A 16,135-nucleotide genomic window follows, 5' to 3' on the forward strand; every position below is an offset into this window, starting at 1 on the left:
CTTCTAATTTGAAAAACTTATTTATAACAAATTCAAACTTTCAATAAGGAGATAAATACCTGTGCAACTCAAAAGGATATATGTAAATATTTTAAAAATCCGTTGATTAAGCCATTTAAAAATAATTTGGCCTATAAACAAACCTAGAAATATGATTGGAATTGCATAAAAACTTGATTCCCAAATTGTTCTGTTCGTTCCAGTAAAGAGTATTTGAGTTATGAGACTAATGAAATATATAAACAGATAAAAAGCCAAAGTAGTTGCTCTTAACTTCCCTTTTTCAGTATCAGTTCCTGTAAAGTATAGTAACAAGGGAGGTCCTGGCATGCCGATACTTGTCGTTAAAAGGCCTGATAAGCCACCAACTACGAAATCCCTAGATTGTGTTGATTTAATCTTAAAGTTACATATCAGCATCAATGTTAAGATTAAGAGCAGGATGCTAACTGCTAATTTAAAAACATTTATGTTGATGGAAATGAAAATTAAAATACCAAAAGGTACACCAACTATACTTCCAAAAGTTAATCTTTTCAGTAGAATAAAGTCAATGTCCATTCTTATTTTCCAAATGAGTGATATTGAAATAATTAATGATAAAATAATGTTTATTTGTATAGCTTCTTGTGGTAAGAATAACATTAGTAAGAAAGGTGTTGCCATTATGGAAAAGCCAAAACCTGTACTTGTTTGTAAAACAGAAGCTACTAATATAATACATATGAAAATTAATGTAGTCCCCAACATAGCCCCCCTATTTAATCAAATTTAATAAATATTTTTCCACTATGAAAATCGAATTTAACTGATTCGAGCCTATAGATTAAGTGTAATACTTCACAATTTCACTTTTATTTTAACATAAATATTTAGTTTCTTCTCAAATAGTATTACTTACATTTTTAAACAATTTTATTGTTACTCAGCACTAATGAATGGTATCAACTAAAAATTAGCGATGCTTGTACTTGTTTTTTCCATTCGCTTAAATACATTTTTTCTGCCTTGAGTAGTTCAACAGGTAATTTTGCAATAAATTCTAAACTGTTTCCATCAGGATCATTAAAATATATAGAGGCGTGTGCTAGCTCGGGAAAAACGATTGGCTCAATTGGCTCCATTCCAAAGTCTTTTCGCACTGGAATTCCTTTCTGTTTGAGCCAGTGTATCGCGTTTTCTAAATCGTGTAATCTTACTTGGAAAGCGATATGTCGTAAGGATGGATGATAATTAACTTTGTATTCTTTTCCTTCCCAAAGACCAATCCAACTTTCATTTTCTACAATCCAAAAGAAGGCGATATCTTTGTCTCTTTTATATAATTTGAGCCCCAGTGATTCATAAAAAGGTATCGAAATTTCTAAATTACAGACAGGTAAATGTGCTTCATAAAGACCTTTAATCATTATAATCCTCCTTAGTAAAAATGTTTCTTATTTTATATTAAACGATGCTTTGTTTATTGAAATCACTTAAAAGAAGGATATTAATTCATACGAAAGTATGAAAAAACAGCTCAAATATGAGCTGTTTTCGTATAGTTTTTAGTTAACATATTTTATTCATTTAGGGTTTAGCGAAAAGGATACGTATTATATTTAAAACCCTCCGCCGCCACCCCAACAGCTACATCCGATAATGATTAGAAGGATGAATAGCACGATGAGTAAAGCAAATCCACCGCCGAAACCAGCGCAACTACCACCAAAGCTCATGTTTTTTCCTCCTTTTTAGGAAATTAATCTATATAACTAATGGATTACTTTATAAGATATGTTTTTATTTGGAAAAGGAGCAAGTCTTACTTCTAATTAGACAAGAGCCTTTGATCTGATTTAAATATGATATTCACTTTGTTTCATAGCGCTTTTTTGAAAATGGTAAAACAATATGGAAGTGTATACTAGGTGAATGGATTGTAAATGGAAGGGGTATGTAACTTACAATTACATTAAAATTTCTTTTCATAAATATAAAATTTGTAAAAAAAACCATTTTTTTATTTTTTTATGAGTGAAAATGCACTATAATTTTACAAGTAATATTATGGGAAAAGGGAGTTTTAGTATAGAGATGGAGATGGGACAATTACACAATAAAATAGAACACAAAAAGAAAGAGTTAATTCAACTTGTTGTCCAACATGGATTAGATCATAATAAAGTTTTGTTATTTAGTCGAGATTTGGATATACTAATTAATAAGTTTATGAATATAAAAGACAAAGTATATAAGTGATTAATCTTTATTTTTTTATATTAGGATTATTTATTTGTAAAGGGGAGAACATTTATGGAACACTTACAAGAAGAGTTGTATAAACAAATAAAAGAAGAAAAAGGTGCAGTTACTACATTTTTAAAGAGCGGAGTAAGAATAGTAGGGGAAGTAGTTGGAGTAGATAGATTTACAGTCTTAATGTTAGTAGATGGAAAACAACAACTTATTTATAAGCAAGCAATATCAACAATTATGAAATAAGACACTCAAAATGAGTGTCTTATTTCATAATTAAATGGTTACTGTTTGCATGCTTCAACATCAATGCCAGCAGCGATTAATTTTTTTTCTCCGTCTTGTTCAATGATTTTTTGTAATTTAGACAAGAAAGAGTCAAAATCTGTATGTTTACCAACTTGGAAAGTCATTTTATGCTCAATTGGTAGCCAAGTATCAATATCAGCTTCGTTATGCTGAATTTTCACTTCAAGTTTATCAAGCGCGTTAGCAACTTTTGCTTCATACGTTTCTTTCGCTTCGAACTCCATCCATAAATCGTATAATTCTTCACCAAGAGAACCTTCTAGTGTATGTTTAATATTTAAAATAGCCTTTTGCTCATTTTTTTGTTTTTGTAATTGTAATTCATGGCTATTCATTGTATCAAAGGCAGGAATATCACCAGCTTCTGCTTCAACAAGATCGTGAATTATGACCATTTTAAGTAATTTTTCTATGTGTACTTTTTGATCCAAATAAGGCTCAACTAAGATAGCCATTAAGGACATACGCCACGTATGTTCAGCAACACTTTCTTGACGTCCGTTAGAAAGCCAACTATGTCGCATTTCATATTTTAGTTTTTCTGCTAATGCAATGACTTGCAAAATTTTATGTTCCATCGTGATCCTCCTCATATTTCCATACTATAATTCTAATATGGAAATGAAATGTGTCAATTTTATGAGTATATTGCGATAAATAGATGATAAGCGTATAATGAATGTTATATGTGAAAACGTATTATTAAAATAAAAAAATGTTTTATAAAAATGAAAAGGAAGGGCAGGAATATGGGAGATGAAAATCAAGTATTAGCTAGACCACAAAGAAAAAAAAGGAAGTTTGACATTTCTAGCCCAATTGGCATTATAGTAGGTTTTGCGATTGTAATAGCGGCAATCATGCTTGGCGGCGGTGGAATAAAAGGTTTTAAAAACTTCTTAGATGTTTCATCTATTTTAATCGTTATAGGAGGAACAACAGCGACAATCGTTGTGGCATATAGATTTGGAGAAATAAAAAAATATACGAAAAGTATTTTTACTGTTTTACATAGAAGAGAAGAAGATTTAGAACAGTTAACGGATTTGTTCGTTGATTTTTCGAAAAAGTCTAAAAAACACGGCTTACTTTCTTTAGAATTTGATGGAGAGCAAGTAGACAATCCTTTTATTCAAAAGGGAATTCGTTTAATGTTAAGCGGCTATGATGAAGTGGAATTAAAAGAAGTGTTAATGAAAGATGTTGAAACTGAAGTGTATGAGTTAAGAAAAGGAGCGACATTATTAGATAAAATTGGTGATTTCGCTCCAGCATGGGGCATGATAGGAACATTAATTGGTCTTATTATTATGTTGCAAAACTTACAAGATACCTCACAAATTGGTACAGGGATGGCAGTTGCGATGTTGACGACATTATATGGATCTTTGATTGCAAATATGATTGCAATACCGTTATCTGAAAAGGTGTATCGCGGTATTGAAGATTTGTATACAGAGAAGAAGTTTGTAATAGAAGCAATTTCAGAGCTGTACCGAGGACAAATTCCTTCCAAATTAAAGTTAAAACTTGATACATACGTATATGAAACGAAGATAAAAAAAGAAAAACGAGCAGCCTAGTAGTTTGAGGAGTGGTATGATGAGCAAGCGACCGCAAAGAGGATCGCCTCGTTGGATGACGACTTTTACTGATTTAACGATGTTATTGCTAACTTTCTTTGTATTACTAGTTGCGACTTCAAAGCAAGATACAGTAAAATTATCAAAGATGCTTGAAAAGTTCAGTGACGCGGAGCAAGTAAATGCAAAAGTAATGGAAAATACAATACCAGATATTTCACATGAAAAAAATGATGAAAAAGCAGTTTCAAAAAAGCGCATGGATGAATTGTATAAAAAGTTAAAAGCATATGTGGATAATAATGGTGTTAGTCAAGTGAATGTATATCGAGAAGATACAGGTGTTAGCATCGTTATAGTAGACAATTTAATATTCGATACAGGTGATGCGAATGTTAAGCCGGAAGCGAAAGAAATAATTAGTCAATTAGTAGGGTTCTTCCAATCAGTACCAAATCCAATTGTTGTAGAAGGACATACAGATAGCAGACCAATTCATAATGAGAAATTTCCTTCAAATTGGGAATTATCTTCAGCGCGTGCAGCTAATATGATTCATCATTTAATTGAAGTGTATAATGTGGATGATAAAAGGTTAGCAGCGGTAGGATATGCAGACACAAAACCAGTAGCACCAAATGATTCACCATAAAATTGGGAGAAGAACCGTCGCGTTGTAATATATATTAAGGAATAATATATTTCTATTTTAGTAATAAAATAATAAAAATACAGAAATTCTTTTAAAAAAATATTAAATTTTATCGTTTTATTTTGTATAATGAGTGAGAATGATAAGGTGAAATATTAAGATATTTTTATACATAGTAAGGAGAGAACCGAAAAGAATGGCACATAAAATTTTAGTTGTAGATGATGCGATGTTCATGCGAACAATGATTAAAAACTTGTTAAAAAGTAATTCTGAATTTGAAGTTATCGGTGAAGCAGAGAATGGGGTAGAAGCGATTCAAAAGTATAAAGAGCTTCAACCTGATATTGTAACACTAGATATTACGATGCCTGAAATGGACGGACTTGAAGCATTAAAAGAAATTATGAAAATTGATTCGAGTGCAAAGGTTGTCATTTGTTCCGCAATGGGACAACAAGGTATGGTGTTAGATGCAATTAAAGGCGGGGCAAAAGACTTTATTGTAAAGCCATTCCAAGCGGATCGTGTTATTGAAGCTTTAACAAAAGTAGCAAACAGCTAATATAAGGGGTGCCACAAGGAATCAAAACAATGATAGTAGATAGATATGTGGCCCCCTTTTTTCTTGTTTTAAAACACTAAATTGTTATACATAATCTGGATTGTGTTAGTAATATTTCGTGATAGCGCAAAATTTTTCGGTGAAATTACATTAGAAATACCATATAATATAATTAAACACATTTTATTGGTATAGCATCGTGTTAGATTTTTTTATTATTTTCTTAAAAAATCTTTTCTATTATTTACATACTTTTTTGTATGTTAATTATTTGACAGATAATTTCGAAATGTTATAATATGGATATGTGGAAATTTCTATTTTCTTAAAAGACATGGGAGTCAGATGAGAATTGTGAAAGGATGAGGGGGAGTGACACATATTATGTATCACCACACAGCAATCAATGTATTAAGTCTTTTACAAAACATGTCAAATAATAAAACGAACGATATGAAATTAGAGGCGGAATTTAAAAAAATAGAGAAACAATTCCGAATAAAGTATGAAGAGCTTATCGATTTATATAATAGAATGGTATTATTTCAAATAGATATAGAAAAAAATGGCGGTATGCGAGTATATGAAAAATCAGAGATTACATGGTTGAAGTCTGAACTAGAACTATTGTATGAAGTATATCAATTTTGTCAGCGTCAAGGCTTAAACATCGCAAACATTTCAAAATATGCTAGTAAAAATGAACTGAATTTATTTCTGAAAACAGAAAGTCAATTACAGAACACGTATTATAAATTAAAAAAACAAGAAATCCCGTTTGAAAATATCGAAAAACAAAAACCGGGGCGAAAACGTAAATATGCACCTGTAAAAGAGACAATTGCTGAGATAAAACAAGAAAGCAAGCAGGAAGTAAATGAAGACGTTCGAAATGAAGAAGATGAAAAAAGCCTCGTAACAGTTATATCTGGCATCGTGGATAACTTTGAAACAATTAGTCAATGTAGTGAAAAGAAAGAACACGAATTGCATCAGTTCATGGCGGGGATTTATAAGCTTTCTAGCATGGCTGCAGGGCGCTCGAAAGAAGAGAAGAACGCTCGGGGTCTTGAAGGTGAAGTGCATTCATTACGTGCTGAAAATGAAAGGTTAAAACGAGAGAAGGAAGACCTTGTACATGATATTAAAGAAATAACGCATCATTTAATTCATTTCATTACGAGCTCTGATATCGATCAAATTCGTACGTTGCCTTTCTTCGTAAAAGAGTGTAAACAAGATTTACATAAGCTGGGATTATATAACGCTCAAGACGGAAAAATGAAAATTCTGGTTGATAGTAGTGGTCAGGTTATGACTGTATCATAATAAAAATGGGTACAAAATAAAAGGGAAATACATATACACTATGTATTTCCCTTTTATTTTGTATGAAAATGTTCAAAAAAAGAAATATGTATTTTGTAAAAACATTGGTAGTGAAACTGAAATTAATAATGTGTGATTAACGATAAATCAAATGTCGACGTGGCTTGGAAAAAGAGGCCATGTCATTCGTTTACGGTTTTGATACGGATGAAAAGCACAATCTAAACCTGTTTTTTTTGTAGAAATTCTAAAAAATAGAGGACAGAAAATTGACTGTCTAAATGTTTTAGTCGTAAGTTTTAGCATTTAATTTGGCTTAATAGGAAATTCTATTGATAGCAAAGTCTTTACCTCATTTTTGTTTTAGAAAGGAGAGAAGTGGATGGATTCAATATGGCTAGAGTATGCTTGGGCATTATTAATTTTAATTGGATTAGAAGGATTGTTATCGGCGGACAATGCCCTTGTATTAGCAGTTATAGCCAAACATTTACCCGAAGAACAGAAGAAAAAAGCTATAAATTACGGAATCATTATGGCCTTTGTTTTTCGATTTGCAGCCCTGTTTGCGATTTCATTTATTGCAAATGTTTGGCAAATACAAGCAATAGGAGCAGCCTATCTTCTTTATTTAGGACTGAAACATGTCATTCAGGCGCAATTCGGAAAAGACAATCAAAATATTCATGAGGACGATGAAAAGGAAGCGGCAGGTAAAAGCTACTGGTTCACAGTAGGGAAAATTGCATTAGCTGACCTTGCTTTCGCGATTGATTCAATATTAGCGGCAGTTGCTCTTGCCCTGGGGCTTCCGGATTCACCGCTTGACGATTTTGGAGGTATGGATGGAGGACAGTTCATTGTTGTACTTCTTGGCGGAATTGCCGGACTTATTTTAATTAAATTTGCGGCAACTTGGTTTGTGGGGCTTCTTGAGAAACGGCCAGCATTGGAAACAACGGCATATGCGATTGTTGCTTGGGTTGGTGTCAAATTAGCTGTAATTACACTGGCTCATGAGGATATTGGTATTTTAGACCATGATTTTCCGCACAGTACAACTTGGACGTTGATCTTCTATGGAGTATTAGTTGCGATCGCACTAATTGGTTGGTTTGCACCGGGAAATAAGTCAGCCGAAAATAATCCCGAAAGGTAATAAAAGGGTCAGAGCATTATGTGCTTTGTCCTTTTTAATGATAATTATATTGTGTATTTTTCGATTTAACGCTATAATTACAGTGTTAAAGATGGAATCGTGATATGACCTGTTATGAATCTATCATTTTATTTATGAATAAATGGATTGGTATTTTAGCAAGATGTGCTAATAAACTACTCCACCATGATGATAACGTGCCAAAAATGTGGTGCGTATATTTTCGTGGTGGAGTTTTTTTTATTCTCAAAAAGGGGGAGTAACCATGAACGACAGCATGGTTCATATTACAATTGACGGCAAAGAGTATAATGCTGAGCCTGGTTCAACTATACTGGGCATTATTAATGAGAACGAAATTGAACATCCACAAATTTGTTACGTGCCGGAAGTGGATCCTATTCAAACGTGTGATACTTGTATTGTAGAAGTGAATGGAAAGCTAGTGCGATCGTGTTCTACAGTAGTGACGGACGGTATGAATATTGAGTTGTCCTCTATTAGTGCGAAGGCAGCACAACATGAGGCGATGGACCGTTTACTAGAAAATCATTTACTTTACTGTACGGTATGTGACAACAATAATGGGAATTGTAAATTGCATAATACGGCAGAATTAATGGAAATTGAGCATCAAAAATATCCTTACGAACCAAAAGTTGATACAGGCGAAGTTGATATGTCCCATCCATTTTACCGCTATGACCCGAATCAATGTATTGCGTGCGGTCAATGTGTAGAGGTGTGTCAAAACTTACAAGTAAATGAAACGTTATCTATTGATTGGGAGGCAGAGCGCCCGCGTGTTATTTGGGACGAAGGAGTAGATATTAACGATTCTTCATGTGTAAGCTGCGGTCAATGTGTAACAATTTGTCCTTGTAATGCATTAATGGAGAAATCGATGCTCGGTGAAGCTGGATTTATGACTGGGCTGAAGCCGGATATTCTTGAGCCTATGGTCGATCTTATTAAAGAGGTTGAACCTGGATATAGCGGTATTTTTGCTGTGTCAGAAGTAGAAGCTGCAATGCGCGACACTCGTACGAAGAAGACGAAAACGGTTTGTACGTTTTGTGGTGTAGGTTGTTCATTTGAAGTATGGACGAAAGGGCGCGAAATTTTAAAGGTACAACCAACTTCTGAGGCGCCAGTTAATGCAATTTCTACTTGTGTAAAAGGAAAATTTGGTTGGGATTTCGTTAATTCTGAAAAACGACTTACGAAACCTTTAATTCGTAAAAATGGAATGTTCGTGGAATCAACTTGGGAAGAAGCGCTTAATGTAGTAGCGAATAAATTGGGCTCTATTAAAGAAGAGTACGGTAAAGGCTCTATCGGCTTTATTTCATCTTCTAAAATCACGAATGAAGATAATTATGTTATTCAAAAATTAGCGCGTCAAGTGTTCGAAACGAATAACGTTGATAACTGCTCACGTTATTGTCAATCACCAGCGACAGATGGATTGTTCCGTACCATTGGTATGGGCGGAGATGCAGGGACGATTAAAGATATCGCACAATCGGGTCTTGTTATTATCGTCGGTTGTAATCCAACAGAAGGTCACCCAGTATTAGCGACTCGTGTGAAACGTGCGCATAAACTTCACGGTCAAAAACTAATTGTTGCAGATCTTCGTAAAACTGAAATGGCAGAGCGTTCAGATATCTTTATTAGTCCAAAGCAAGGAACAGACCAAGTATGGTTAATGGCTATTACGAAATATATGATTGATCAAGGCTGGCATGATCAGCAGTTCATCGACGAGAATGTAAACTTATTTAATGATTTCAAAGATAGTCTCGCGGAATATACGCTTGAATATGCAGAAGAGATTACAGGTATTTCAAAAGAAACGCTCGTTAAAATGGCAGAAATGATTCGTGATGCAGATGGTACGTGTATTCTTTGGGGAATGGGTGTAACGCAAAATACTGGTGGTTCAGATACTTCCGCTGCGATTTCAAACTTACTACTTGCAACAGGAAACTATCGCCGCCCAGGTGCGGGTGCATATCCGCTTCGAGGTCATAATAACGTACAAGGTGCTTGTGATATGGGAACACTTCCAGGCTGGCTTCCAGGATATCAGCACGTTACTGACGATGTAGAACGTGCGAAATTTGAAATAGCTTACGGAGTAAAAATCGATAACAAACCAGGTCTTAATAACATTGAAATGCTTCACGCAATTGATGAAGGGAAAATGAAAGCAATGTATCTTGTTGGAGAAGATATGGCTCTTGTAGACTCTAACGCAAATCACGTACATGAAGTGTTATCAAGTCTTGAGTTCTTTGTCGTTCAAGATGTGTTCCTTTCTAAAACAGCTCAATACGCTGATGTAGTATTACCAGCAGCGCCATCTCTTGAGAAAGAAGGTACTTTTACAAATACTGAGCGTCGTGTACAAAGGTTATATCAAGTACTTCCGACGCTAGAAGATGCGAAACCAGACTGGTGGATTGTACAGCAAGTTGCCAATAAACTAGGCGCAAACTGGAATTATAATCATCCAAGTGAAATCTTTGCTGAAATGGCAAGCTTATCACCACTATTCGCACACGCAAACTATGAAGTGCTTGAAGGATGGAACAGTTTCCATTGGGGAAGTTTTGATGGAACGAATACGCCGCTTCTTTTCCAAGATGGATTTAACTTCCCAGACAAAAAAGCTCGTTTTGCGATAGCTGATTGGGTACGTCCTGCTGAATTTCCAGCAGAATACGATCTTCACATTAATAACGGTCGTATGCTTGAACATTTCCATGAAGGGAACATGACAAATAAATCAACTGGTATTCAATCGAAAGTACCAGGTGTTTTCGTCGAAGTTTCTCCAGAGTTAGCAAGGGAACGCGGAGTGAAAACTGGTTCGTTAGTACGTCTTGTTTCTCCATTCGGAGCACTTAAATTACGCGCGCTTGTAACAGATCGTGTAAAAGCGAATGAGCTGTATTTACCGATGCACTCGACAGATAAAGAAACGGCGATTAATTTCTTAACTGGCCCGGCAGTCGATCAACGTACGAACACACCTGCGTATAAACAAACGAAAGTACGTATGGAAGTGTTACAAGTAGAAGGAGAGAATCCGATGCCAAAAACGAACCCACGTAATAAAAAGCGTCATCCTCAAAACGGTATTGAGGTAAATCGTAAGTGGGCTCGTCCAGGATACGTACACTTAACGGATAAAGTGAAACTTTAATCAGTGGGGGTTTTCTTTATCTCCCACTGATTATTAGCCCACACCAATCGGGCTTTTACGGGCAGCCCGACCCCCACCTAACTTCTTTGCTTTCGTTGAATTTTGAGGTAGGGGTCTTACTGCCCGTAAATAGCGAGATAACTAGGGAGGAGAAAAGAATATGGCAGCACCTATTCAAGCGATCCAGAAGCAGGAGCTAACTGAGGAAGAACTCAAACAACAAAAATTTGAAGATTTAAAAGAACTGCTAGCTAATAATGAAGAAGCTTTAAATCAAATGTTTAATATAGTAGGTGAACTAAATGACATCGGGATGCTAGAAGCTGCAAATTCTATGCTGAAAGCGAAAGAACCAATCACAAAAATTGTTCTAGGCCAAGTCACTCGTGAACCAGTTACAAATTTAATTAATAATATGATGGGCGCTGCAGGAGCTTTAACAGAACTTGATCCGGAACTTACGAAAAAGCTTATAGGTAGTGTATTAACAGGTATGGATGAAGGAAATCAGCATTTGCAAAGTAATAAAAAAGTAGGAATATTAGACCTTATGAAAGTACTGAAGGATCCAGATATTAATCGTGCTATCGGATTTGGTCTTCATTTTTTAAAAGGCATGGGTAAAGGTTTAAAAGAAGAATAAATAAGCAACGATAATAGTATTTCATATGTTGTTTGCGCACTTGAGATAAGTGTAAAAGATGATCCATTTCGTCTCATTAGTAAATAGTTTGGACGAAATGGTCATTTTGATAAAATGGTTATGATGGAATAATATTTGAAAAGTAAATATTGATTAGCTGGGAAGGAATGAGAGTATGTCAAAAATGGTACATGAATTTAATGATATGATCCGAAAGCTTCGAAAAGAGTTGTTCGGGAAAGGGCCGGAACGAATTCATACTGTATTTGCTGAAAACATGGCGATTGCTACACTTTATGGGAATTTGACACCTACAGAGAAATTTATTTCGGGAACTATGGATGGGGCGGAAATGGTTCATATGGCTCGAACGAAAATGATTCAAGAAGTATATGCGGCTAATCCTCATGAACATTTAGAAGAACTTGTTGGAGCGAAGCTAGTTCATCTGTTTTCTGATATGAAAGTAGATGAAGATATTGCAGTTTCAGTGTTTGTCTTTGATAAAAATATAACGTGAGAGAAGGATACTCATCGTGAAATCGATTCAGGTGGAACGGGGAATTTTTAAATATGAGCAAGGGGAATTTAAGCATATAGAGGATAGCATTGTAACAGAGTTTCCTGTTACGGTTAAAATTAACGACCAGGAATTTGTTACAATGGTTAGTACTCCAGAGTATATTGAAGACATGGTAATTGGCTTTTTAGCCTCTGAAGGCATTATCCGAAAGTATGAAGATATTGATGAAATATGGGTGCAAGAAAAAGAAGGCTATGTCCATGTAAAAACGACGAAAATCAATCCTTATTATCGTGACATGCAAAACAAACGTTATATTACTTCGTGCTGTGGAATGAGTAGGCAAGGGTTTGTTTTCGCAAACGATGCGCTGATGGCGAAAGAAATGAATGATATTCGCGTACAGATTTCTGCCGAGGATTGTTTTCGGTTAATGAATGATATGCAGCAATCTGCGTCTACGTTTCAACATACAGGCGGCGTCCATAATGCAGCTTTATGTGATGTGAGTGGAATTGTTTTAAGCTGCATGGATATAGGAAGACATAACGCTTTAGATAAAATTTATGGCTATTGTTTAAGAAATAACATTTCGATTGGTGATAAAATTATTGTGTTTAGTGGGCGTATCTCTTCTGAAATTCTATTAAAAGTTGCGAAAATTGGCTGTGAAATTATATTGTCAAAATCCGCTCCAACCGAGTTAGCCTTGCAGCTAGCGGAGCAGTTAGGGATTACTACAATAGGCTTCATTCGTAATAAATCTTTAAATGTATATACGCATCCAGAGCGGATTGTAAATATAAATAAGTAGAAACGAGGCAATAAATATGAAATCTGTTACATTAGACAAATTGGATCGTCCTTTAAAGGACTTGCGTATTTCTGTTACCGATCGCTGTAATTTTCGCTGTCGATATTGTATGCCGGAGGAAATATTTGGTCGTGATTATTCTTTTTTGTCTAATGATAAAATTTTATCTTTTGATGAAATTGAAAGGATTACACGTATTTTCGTTTCTTTAGGTGTAAGGAAGTTGCGTATTACAGGGGGAGAGCCGTTACTTCGGAGAAACCTTCCAGAACTCATACAGCGGCTAAACAAAATTGATGGCGTAGAGGATATCGGTTTAACGACAAATGGATCATTACTTAAAAAGTTTGCTCCTGATTTATATAAGGCGGGTTTATCTCGTGTGACAGTTAGTTTAGACTCGTTAAATGAAGAACGTTTCTCTTATTTAAATGGGAATAGAAGTAAAGTAAAAACGGTTCTTGCAGGAATACAGGCTGCAGCGGAAGCCGGAATGAAAATTAAAATGAACATGGTTGTCCAAAAAGGGAAAAATGAACAAGACATCGTTCAGATGGCAGAGTACTTTAAAGAGAATAAGCATATCCTTCGGTTCATTGAATATATGGATGTCGGAAATTTTAACGGCTGGGAATTAGGCGAAGTAGTTTCTAAGCAAGAAATATTAGAGACGATTCATAAAGTTATGCGGCTTGAACGTATTGAGGCGAACTATCCGGGTGAAGTTGCGACACGTTATCGCTATATCGGTAGTAATGAAGAAATAGGAATTATTTCATCTGTAACAGATTCGTTCTGTTCATCATGTACAAGAGCGCGTATTTCCGCAGAAGGAAAATTGTATACATGTTTGTTTGCGTCTAAAGGAAACGATCTTAAAGAATTACTTCGTTCTGGATATACGGATGAGGAGATTACTAATGTTATTCGTGACATTTGGAATAATCGTTCAGACCGTTATTCAGATGAACGATTAAGCAATACGAATAAAAAAACAATGCCGAAAATTGAAATGTCGCATATCGGCGGCTGAGAAACTACTATGAATGTAGATTCTCTTTGTTAACGTAAATAGTGGGAAATGTGCAAGTTTTGTACATTTTCTATGAGTATAGTAAAAATGATGATTGATATTTCTGTAAGAGATATGCAGAGAGATTAAGCAGCATTCAAAAGTCCTTACGATGTTAAGGGTTTTTGGTGCTGCTTTTTTTAGATGAGAAAAATGGAGGAATTGGTTATGGCATTTCATAAACCGGAACAAATTGCTGCGCTTGTGATTGAATCCGGTGTTCAAAAGGTAAGGCAACCGTTATCCGCGATGCTTATTCTTGGCTTTTTAGGAGGGGCATTCATTTCCTTAGGATTTTTACTTAATATTCGTGTTCTAGGTAATGTACCGGAGCAGTGGGGAAGCCTAGTCAATTTTATAGGAGGAGCAGTTTTTCCTATTGGACTTATGCTAGTTGTTTTAGCAGGAGGAGAATTAATTACGGGAAATATGATGTCAATGGCCATGGCACTGTATGCACGGAAAATTTCATTGAAACATGTGTTAAACAATTGGGCGTGGATCACTTTAACTAACTTCGCAGGTGCACTTTTTGTAGCGTATTGTTTCGGTCATCTTGGCGGGTTAACTGAAGGAGCCTATTTAAATAAAACGATAGCTATAGCTCAAGATAAGTTACATGAAACTTTTGGGAGAACGTTAATTTTAGCGATTGGCTGTAACTGGCTCGTTTGCCTTGCGATTTGGTTAGCGTACGGAACGAACGATTTAATTGGGAAAATTGTTGGAATTTGGATTCCGATTATGGCGTTTGTCGTAATTGGATTTCAGCAAGTAGTAGCAAATATGTTTGTCATTTCAGCAGTTATTTTTGCGGGGCACCTTACGTGGATGGATCTTGCTAAAAACTTTGTTCCTGTCTTTATCGGAAATGTAATTGGCGGAGCTGGATTTGTTGGATTCGCTTATTTTTCTTGTTACCAGAAACAAAGTGCTACCGAAGAAGATGTATTGAAAAAATAACAGTATATGAAGCTGATTTTTACATGAAAGGAAGGCTACCTCATGATAGAGCGGTATTCACGACAACAGTTGTTCACTCCTATTGGAAGTAAGGGGCAAGAGAAAATTAGAAATAAGCATGTGTTAATAATAGGGGCAGGTGCATTAGGAAGTGCCAGTGCAGAGTCATTTGTACGTGCAGGTATCGGAAAATTAACGATTATTGATCGTGATTACGTAGAATGGAGTAATTTACAGCGGCAACAACTTTATGCTGAACAAGATGCGATAGAAAAGTTACCAAAAGCAATCGCAGCACAGAATCGTTTAAAACAAATTAATTCAGACGTGCAAATTCAAGCTCTTGTAATGGATGCAAGAGTAGATAATATGGAAGCTTTATTAGGTGGTGTCGATGTCATTATTGATGCTACAGATAATTTCGATATTCGGTTCGTGATCAATGATATATCACAAAAACACAATATCCCTTGGATTTACGGTTCTTGTGTCGGAAGTTATGGCATGAGCTATACAATTATTCCGAAGAAAACACCGTGTTTACATTGCGTATTGAAAAGTGTTCCTGTTACAGGTGCTACGTGTGACACAGTTGGAATTATTAGTCCTGCTGTTCAAATCGTCGCAGCGTATCAAGTGGCAGAAGCATTCAAAATTTTAGTAGAAGATTACGCAGCAATTAGAAAAACTTTTTTAATGTTTGATATATGGAGTAATCAACATCATTCTATCAAACTAGGAAAAATCAAAACGGAAGATTGTCCTTCGTGCGGAACAAATAGAACTTATCCTTATTTATCATACGAAAATCAAACGAAGACAGCTGTGTTATGCGGAAGAAATACAGTTCAAATTAGACCGGCGCATAATAGTCATTACAACTTTGATGAGTTAGAAAAAGTATTAAAAAACCACGGGAAAGTAGAGCGGAATCCGTATTTGCTCTCTTGCCAATTAGAAGATTATCGCATCGTCATTTTTCAAGATGGGCGTGTATTTATTCATGGAACGAATGAAATTCAAAAAGCGAAACAACTATACTATCGGTTATTAGGCTAATAGAAAGGGATT

18 protein-coding genes and 1 pseudogene are annotated in these 16,135 nt (G+C 35.3%); 15 read left to right on the plus strand and 4 right to left on the minus strand.

The window, feature by feature from the left end:
* Window positions 1-21: 21 nt before the first annotated feature.
* From MHI07_RS07965 to MHI07_RS07975, 3 genes are all read right to left on the minus strand, one after another.
* On the minus strand, window positions 22-747 hold the full coding sequence (locus MHI07_RS07965) for a sulfite exporter TauE/SafE family protein (RefSeq protein WP_340822933.1): 726 nt from the start codon (window positions 745-747) through the stop codon (window positions 22-24).
* Window positions 748-944: 197 nt separating this feature from the next.
* Window positions 945-1,409 carry a VOC family protein gene (locus MHI07_RS07970; protein ID WP_002202560.1) on the minus strand — a complete coding sequence of 155 codons (465 nt, stop codon included), beginning with the start codon at window positions 1,407-1,409 and terminating at the stop codon, window positions 945-947.
* 192 nt (window positions 1,410-1,601) lie between these two features.
* Window positions 1,602-1,718, minus strand: a complete 117-nt coding sequence (locus tag MHI07_RS07975) for a YjcZ family sporulation protein (RefSeq protein WP_000007805.1) — start codon at window positions 1,716-1,718, stop codon at window positions 1,602-1,604.
* Between the two features lie 304 nt (window positions 1,719-2,022).
* Between MHI07_RS07975 and MHI07_RS07980 the strand changes: the two genes are divergently transcribed.
* The gene (locus tag MHI07_RS07980) at window positions 2,023-2,241 is read left to right on the plus strand and encodes an aspartyl-phosphate phosphatase Spo0E family protein (protein WP_078180499.1); all 219 of its coding nucleotides are present in this window, start codon (window positions 2,023-2,025) and stop codon (window positions 2,239-2,241) included.
* Window positions 2,242-2,295: 54 nt separating this feature from the next.
* Entirely contained in the window at window positions 2,296-2,484 is a 189-nt protein-coding gene (hfq, locus tag MHI07_RS07985; protein ID WP_078180501.1) for an RNA chaperone Hfq, read from the plus strand.
* 38 nt (window positions 2,485-2,522) lie between these two features.
* On the opposite strand, the gene MHI07_RS07990 is transcribed toward hfq, so the two are convergent.
* Window positions 2,523-3,125: an HD domain-containing protein gene (locus MHI07_RS07990; RefSeq protein ID WP_016104377.1), complete on the minus strand. Its 603-nt coding sequence runs from the start codon at window positions 3,123-3,125 to the stop codon at window positions 2,523-2,525.
* A 171-nt stretch (window positions 3,126-3,296) separates the two neighbouring features.
* Here MHI07_RS07990 and MHI07_RS07995 point away from each other — a divergent pair, with 171 nt between their 5' ends.
* The 13 genes and pseudogenes from MHI07_RS07995 (at window position 3,297) to MHI07_RS08055 (ending at window position 16,123) form a co-directional block, all read left to right on the plus strand.
* Window positions 3,297-4,130 (plus strand): flagellar motor protein MotP, encoded by an 834-nt coding sequence (locus MHI07_RS07995; protein ID WP_340822938.1) that lies wholly within the window; start codon window positions 3,297-3,299, stop codon window positions 4,128-4,130.
* Between the two features lie 19 nt (window positions 4,131-4,149).
* Window positions 4,150-4,782 carry an OmpA family protein gene (locus MHI07_RS08000; RefSeq protein ID WP_340822940.1) on the plus strand — a complete coding sequence of 211 codons (633 nt, stop codon included), beginning with the start codon at window positions 4,150-4,152 and terminating at the stop codon, window positions 4,780-4,782.
* 196 nt (window positions 4,783-4,978) lie between these two features.
* A complete protein-coding gene (locus tag MHI07_RS08005; RefSeq protein ID WP_000940577.1) occupies window positions 4,979-5,347 on the plus strand; it encodes a response regulator in 369 nt (122 codons plus the stop codon).
* A 384-nt stretch (window positions 5,348-5,731) separates the two neighbouring features.
* Window positions 5,732-6,676, plus strand: a complete 945-nt coding sequence (locus MHI07_RS08010; protein ID WP_340826884.1) for a DNA-binding domain-containing protein — start codon at window positions 5,732-5,734, stop codon at window positions 6,674-6,676.
* A gap of 382 nt (window positions 6,677-7,058) precedes the next feature.
* Window positions 7,059-7,835, plus strand: coding sequence for a TerC family protein (locus tag MHI07_RS08015; RefSeq protein ID WP_002202537.1), 777 nt, complete (start codon window positions 7,059-7,061; stop codon window positions 7,833-7,835).
* Window positions 7,836-7,939: 104 nt separating this feature from the next.
* Window positions 7,940-8,132, plus strand: a pseudogene (locus tag MHI07_RS08020) (hypothetical protein).
* Window positions 8,101-11,049 (plus strand): formate dehydrogenase subunit alpha, encoded by a 2,949-nt coding sequence (gene fdhF, locus MHI07_RS08025; protein WP_340822942.1) that lies wholly within the window; start codon window positions 8,101-8,103, stop codon window positions 11,047-11,049. The pseudogene MHI07_RS08020 and the gene fdhF overlap by 32 nt, the downstream one beginning before the upstream one ends.
* 160 nt (window positions 11,050-11,209) lie before the next feature.
* Window positions 11,210-11,692, plus strand: a complete 483-nt coding sequence (locus MHI07_RS08030) for a DUF1641 domain-containing protein (protein ID WP_340822944.1) — start codon at window positions 11,210-11,212, stop codon at window positions 11,690-11,692.
* Window positions 11,693-11,867: 175 nt separating this feature from the next.
* Window positions 11,868-12,212, plus strand: coding sequence for a DUF2294 domain-containing protein (locus MHI07_RS08035; protein ID WP_340822947.1), 345 nt, complete (start codon window positions 11,868-11,870; stop codon window positions 12,210-12,212).
* Window positions 12,213-12,228: 16 nt separating this feature from the next.
* The gene (gene fdhD / locus MHI07_RS08040; protein WP_340822949.1) at window positions 12,229-13,029 is read left to right on the plus strand and encodes a formate dehydrogenase accessory sulfurtransferase FdhD; all 801 of its coding nucleotides are present in this window, start codon (window positions 12,229-12,231) and stop codon (window positions 13,027-13,029) included.
* A gap of 16 nt (window positions 13,030-13,045) precedes the next feature.
* Window positions 13,046-14,062, plus strand: coding sequence for a GTP 3',8-cyclase MoaA (gene moaA, locus MHI07_RS08045; RefSeq protein WP_340822951.1), 1,017 nt, complete (start codon window positions 13,046-13,048; stop codon window positions 14,060-14,062).
* 207 nt (window positions 14,063-14,269) lie between these two features.
* The gene (locus MHI07_RS08050) at window positions 14,270-15,064 is read left to right on the plus strand and encodes a formate/nitrite transporter family protein (protein ID WP_340822953.1); all 795 of its coding nucleotides are present in this window, start codon (window positions 14,270-14,272) and stop codon (window positions 15,062-15,064) included.
* Window positions 15,065-15,106: 42 nt separating this feature from the next.
* A complete protein-coding gene (locus MHI07_RS08055) occupies window positions 15,107-16,123 on the plus strand; it encodes a molybdopterin-synthase adenylyltransferase MoeB (RefSeq protein WP_340822956.1) in 1,017 nt (338 codons plus the stop codon).
* Window positions 16,124-16,135: the final 12 nt, after the last annotated feature.

Source organism: Bacillus sp. FSL H8-0545, from assembly GCF_038006105.1.
GTDB lineage: Bacteria > Bacillota > Bacilli > Bacillales > Bacillaceae_G > Bacillus_A > Bacillus_A cereus_U.

Coding starts and splice junctions, on each gene's coding strand:
- MHI07_RS07970 (WP_002202560.1), bottom strand. CDS start 1,409: ATGATTAAAGGTCTTTATGAAGCACATTTACCTGTCTGTAATTTAGAA.
- MHI07_RS07975 (WP_000007805.1), bottom strand. CDS start 1,718: ATGAGCTTTGGTGGTAGTTGCGCTGGTTTCGGCGGTGGATTTGCTTTA.
- MHI07_RS07980 (WP_078180499.1), top strand. CDS start 2,023: ATGCACTATAATTTTACAAGTAATATTATGGGAAAAGGGAGTTTTAGT.
- hfq (WP_078180501.1), top strand. CDS start 2,296: ATGGAACACTTACAAGAAGAGTTGTATAAACAAATAAAAGAAGAAAAA.
- MHI07_RS07990 (WP_016104377.1), bottom strand. CDS start 3,125: ATGGAACATAAAATTTTGCAAGTCATTGCATTAGCAGAAAAACTAAAA.
- MHI07_RS07995 (WP_340822938.1), top strand. CDS start 3,297: ATGGGAGATGAAAATCAAGTATTAGCTAGACCACAAAGAAAAAAAAGG.
- MHI07_RS08000 (WP_340822940.1), top strand. CDS start 4,150: ATGAGCAAGCGACCGCAAAGAGGATCGCCTCGTTGGATGACGACTTTT.
- MHI07_RS08005 (WP_000940577.1), top strand. CDS start 4,979: ATGGCACATAAAATTTTAGTTGTAGATGATGCGATGTTCATGCGAACA.
- MHI07_RS08010 (WP_340826884.1), top strand. CDS start 5,732: ATGTATCACCACACAGCAATCAATGTATTAAGTCTTTTACAAAACATG.
- MHI07_RS08015 (WP_002202537.1), top strand. CDS start 7,059: ATGGATTCAATATGGCTAGAGTATGCTTGGGCATTATTAATTTTAATT.
- fdhF (WP_340822942.1), top strand. CDS start 8,101: ATGAACGACAGCATGGTTCATATTACAATTGACGGCAAAGAGTATAAT.
- MHI07_RS08030 (WP_340822944.1), top strand. CDS start 11,210: ATGGCAGCACCTATTCAAGCGATCCAGAAGCAGGAGCTAACTGAGGAA.
- MHI07_RS08035 (WP_340822947.1), top strand. CDS start 11,868: ATGTCAAAAATGGTACATGAATTTAATGATATGATCCGAAAGCTTCGA.
- moaA (WP_340822951.1), top strand. CDS start 13,046: ATGAAATCTGTTACATTAGACAAATTGGATCGTCCTTTAAAGGACTTG.
- MHI07_RS08050 (WP_340822953.1), top strand. CDS start 14,270: ATGGCATTTCATAAACCGGAACAAATTGCTGCGCTTGTGATTGAATCC.
- MHI07_RS08055 (WP_340822956.1), top strand. CDS start 15,107: ATGATAGAGCGGTATTCACGACAACAGTTGTTCACTCCTATTGGAAGT.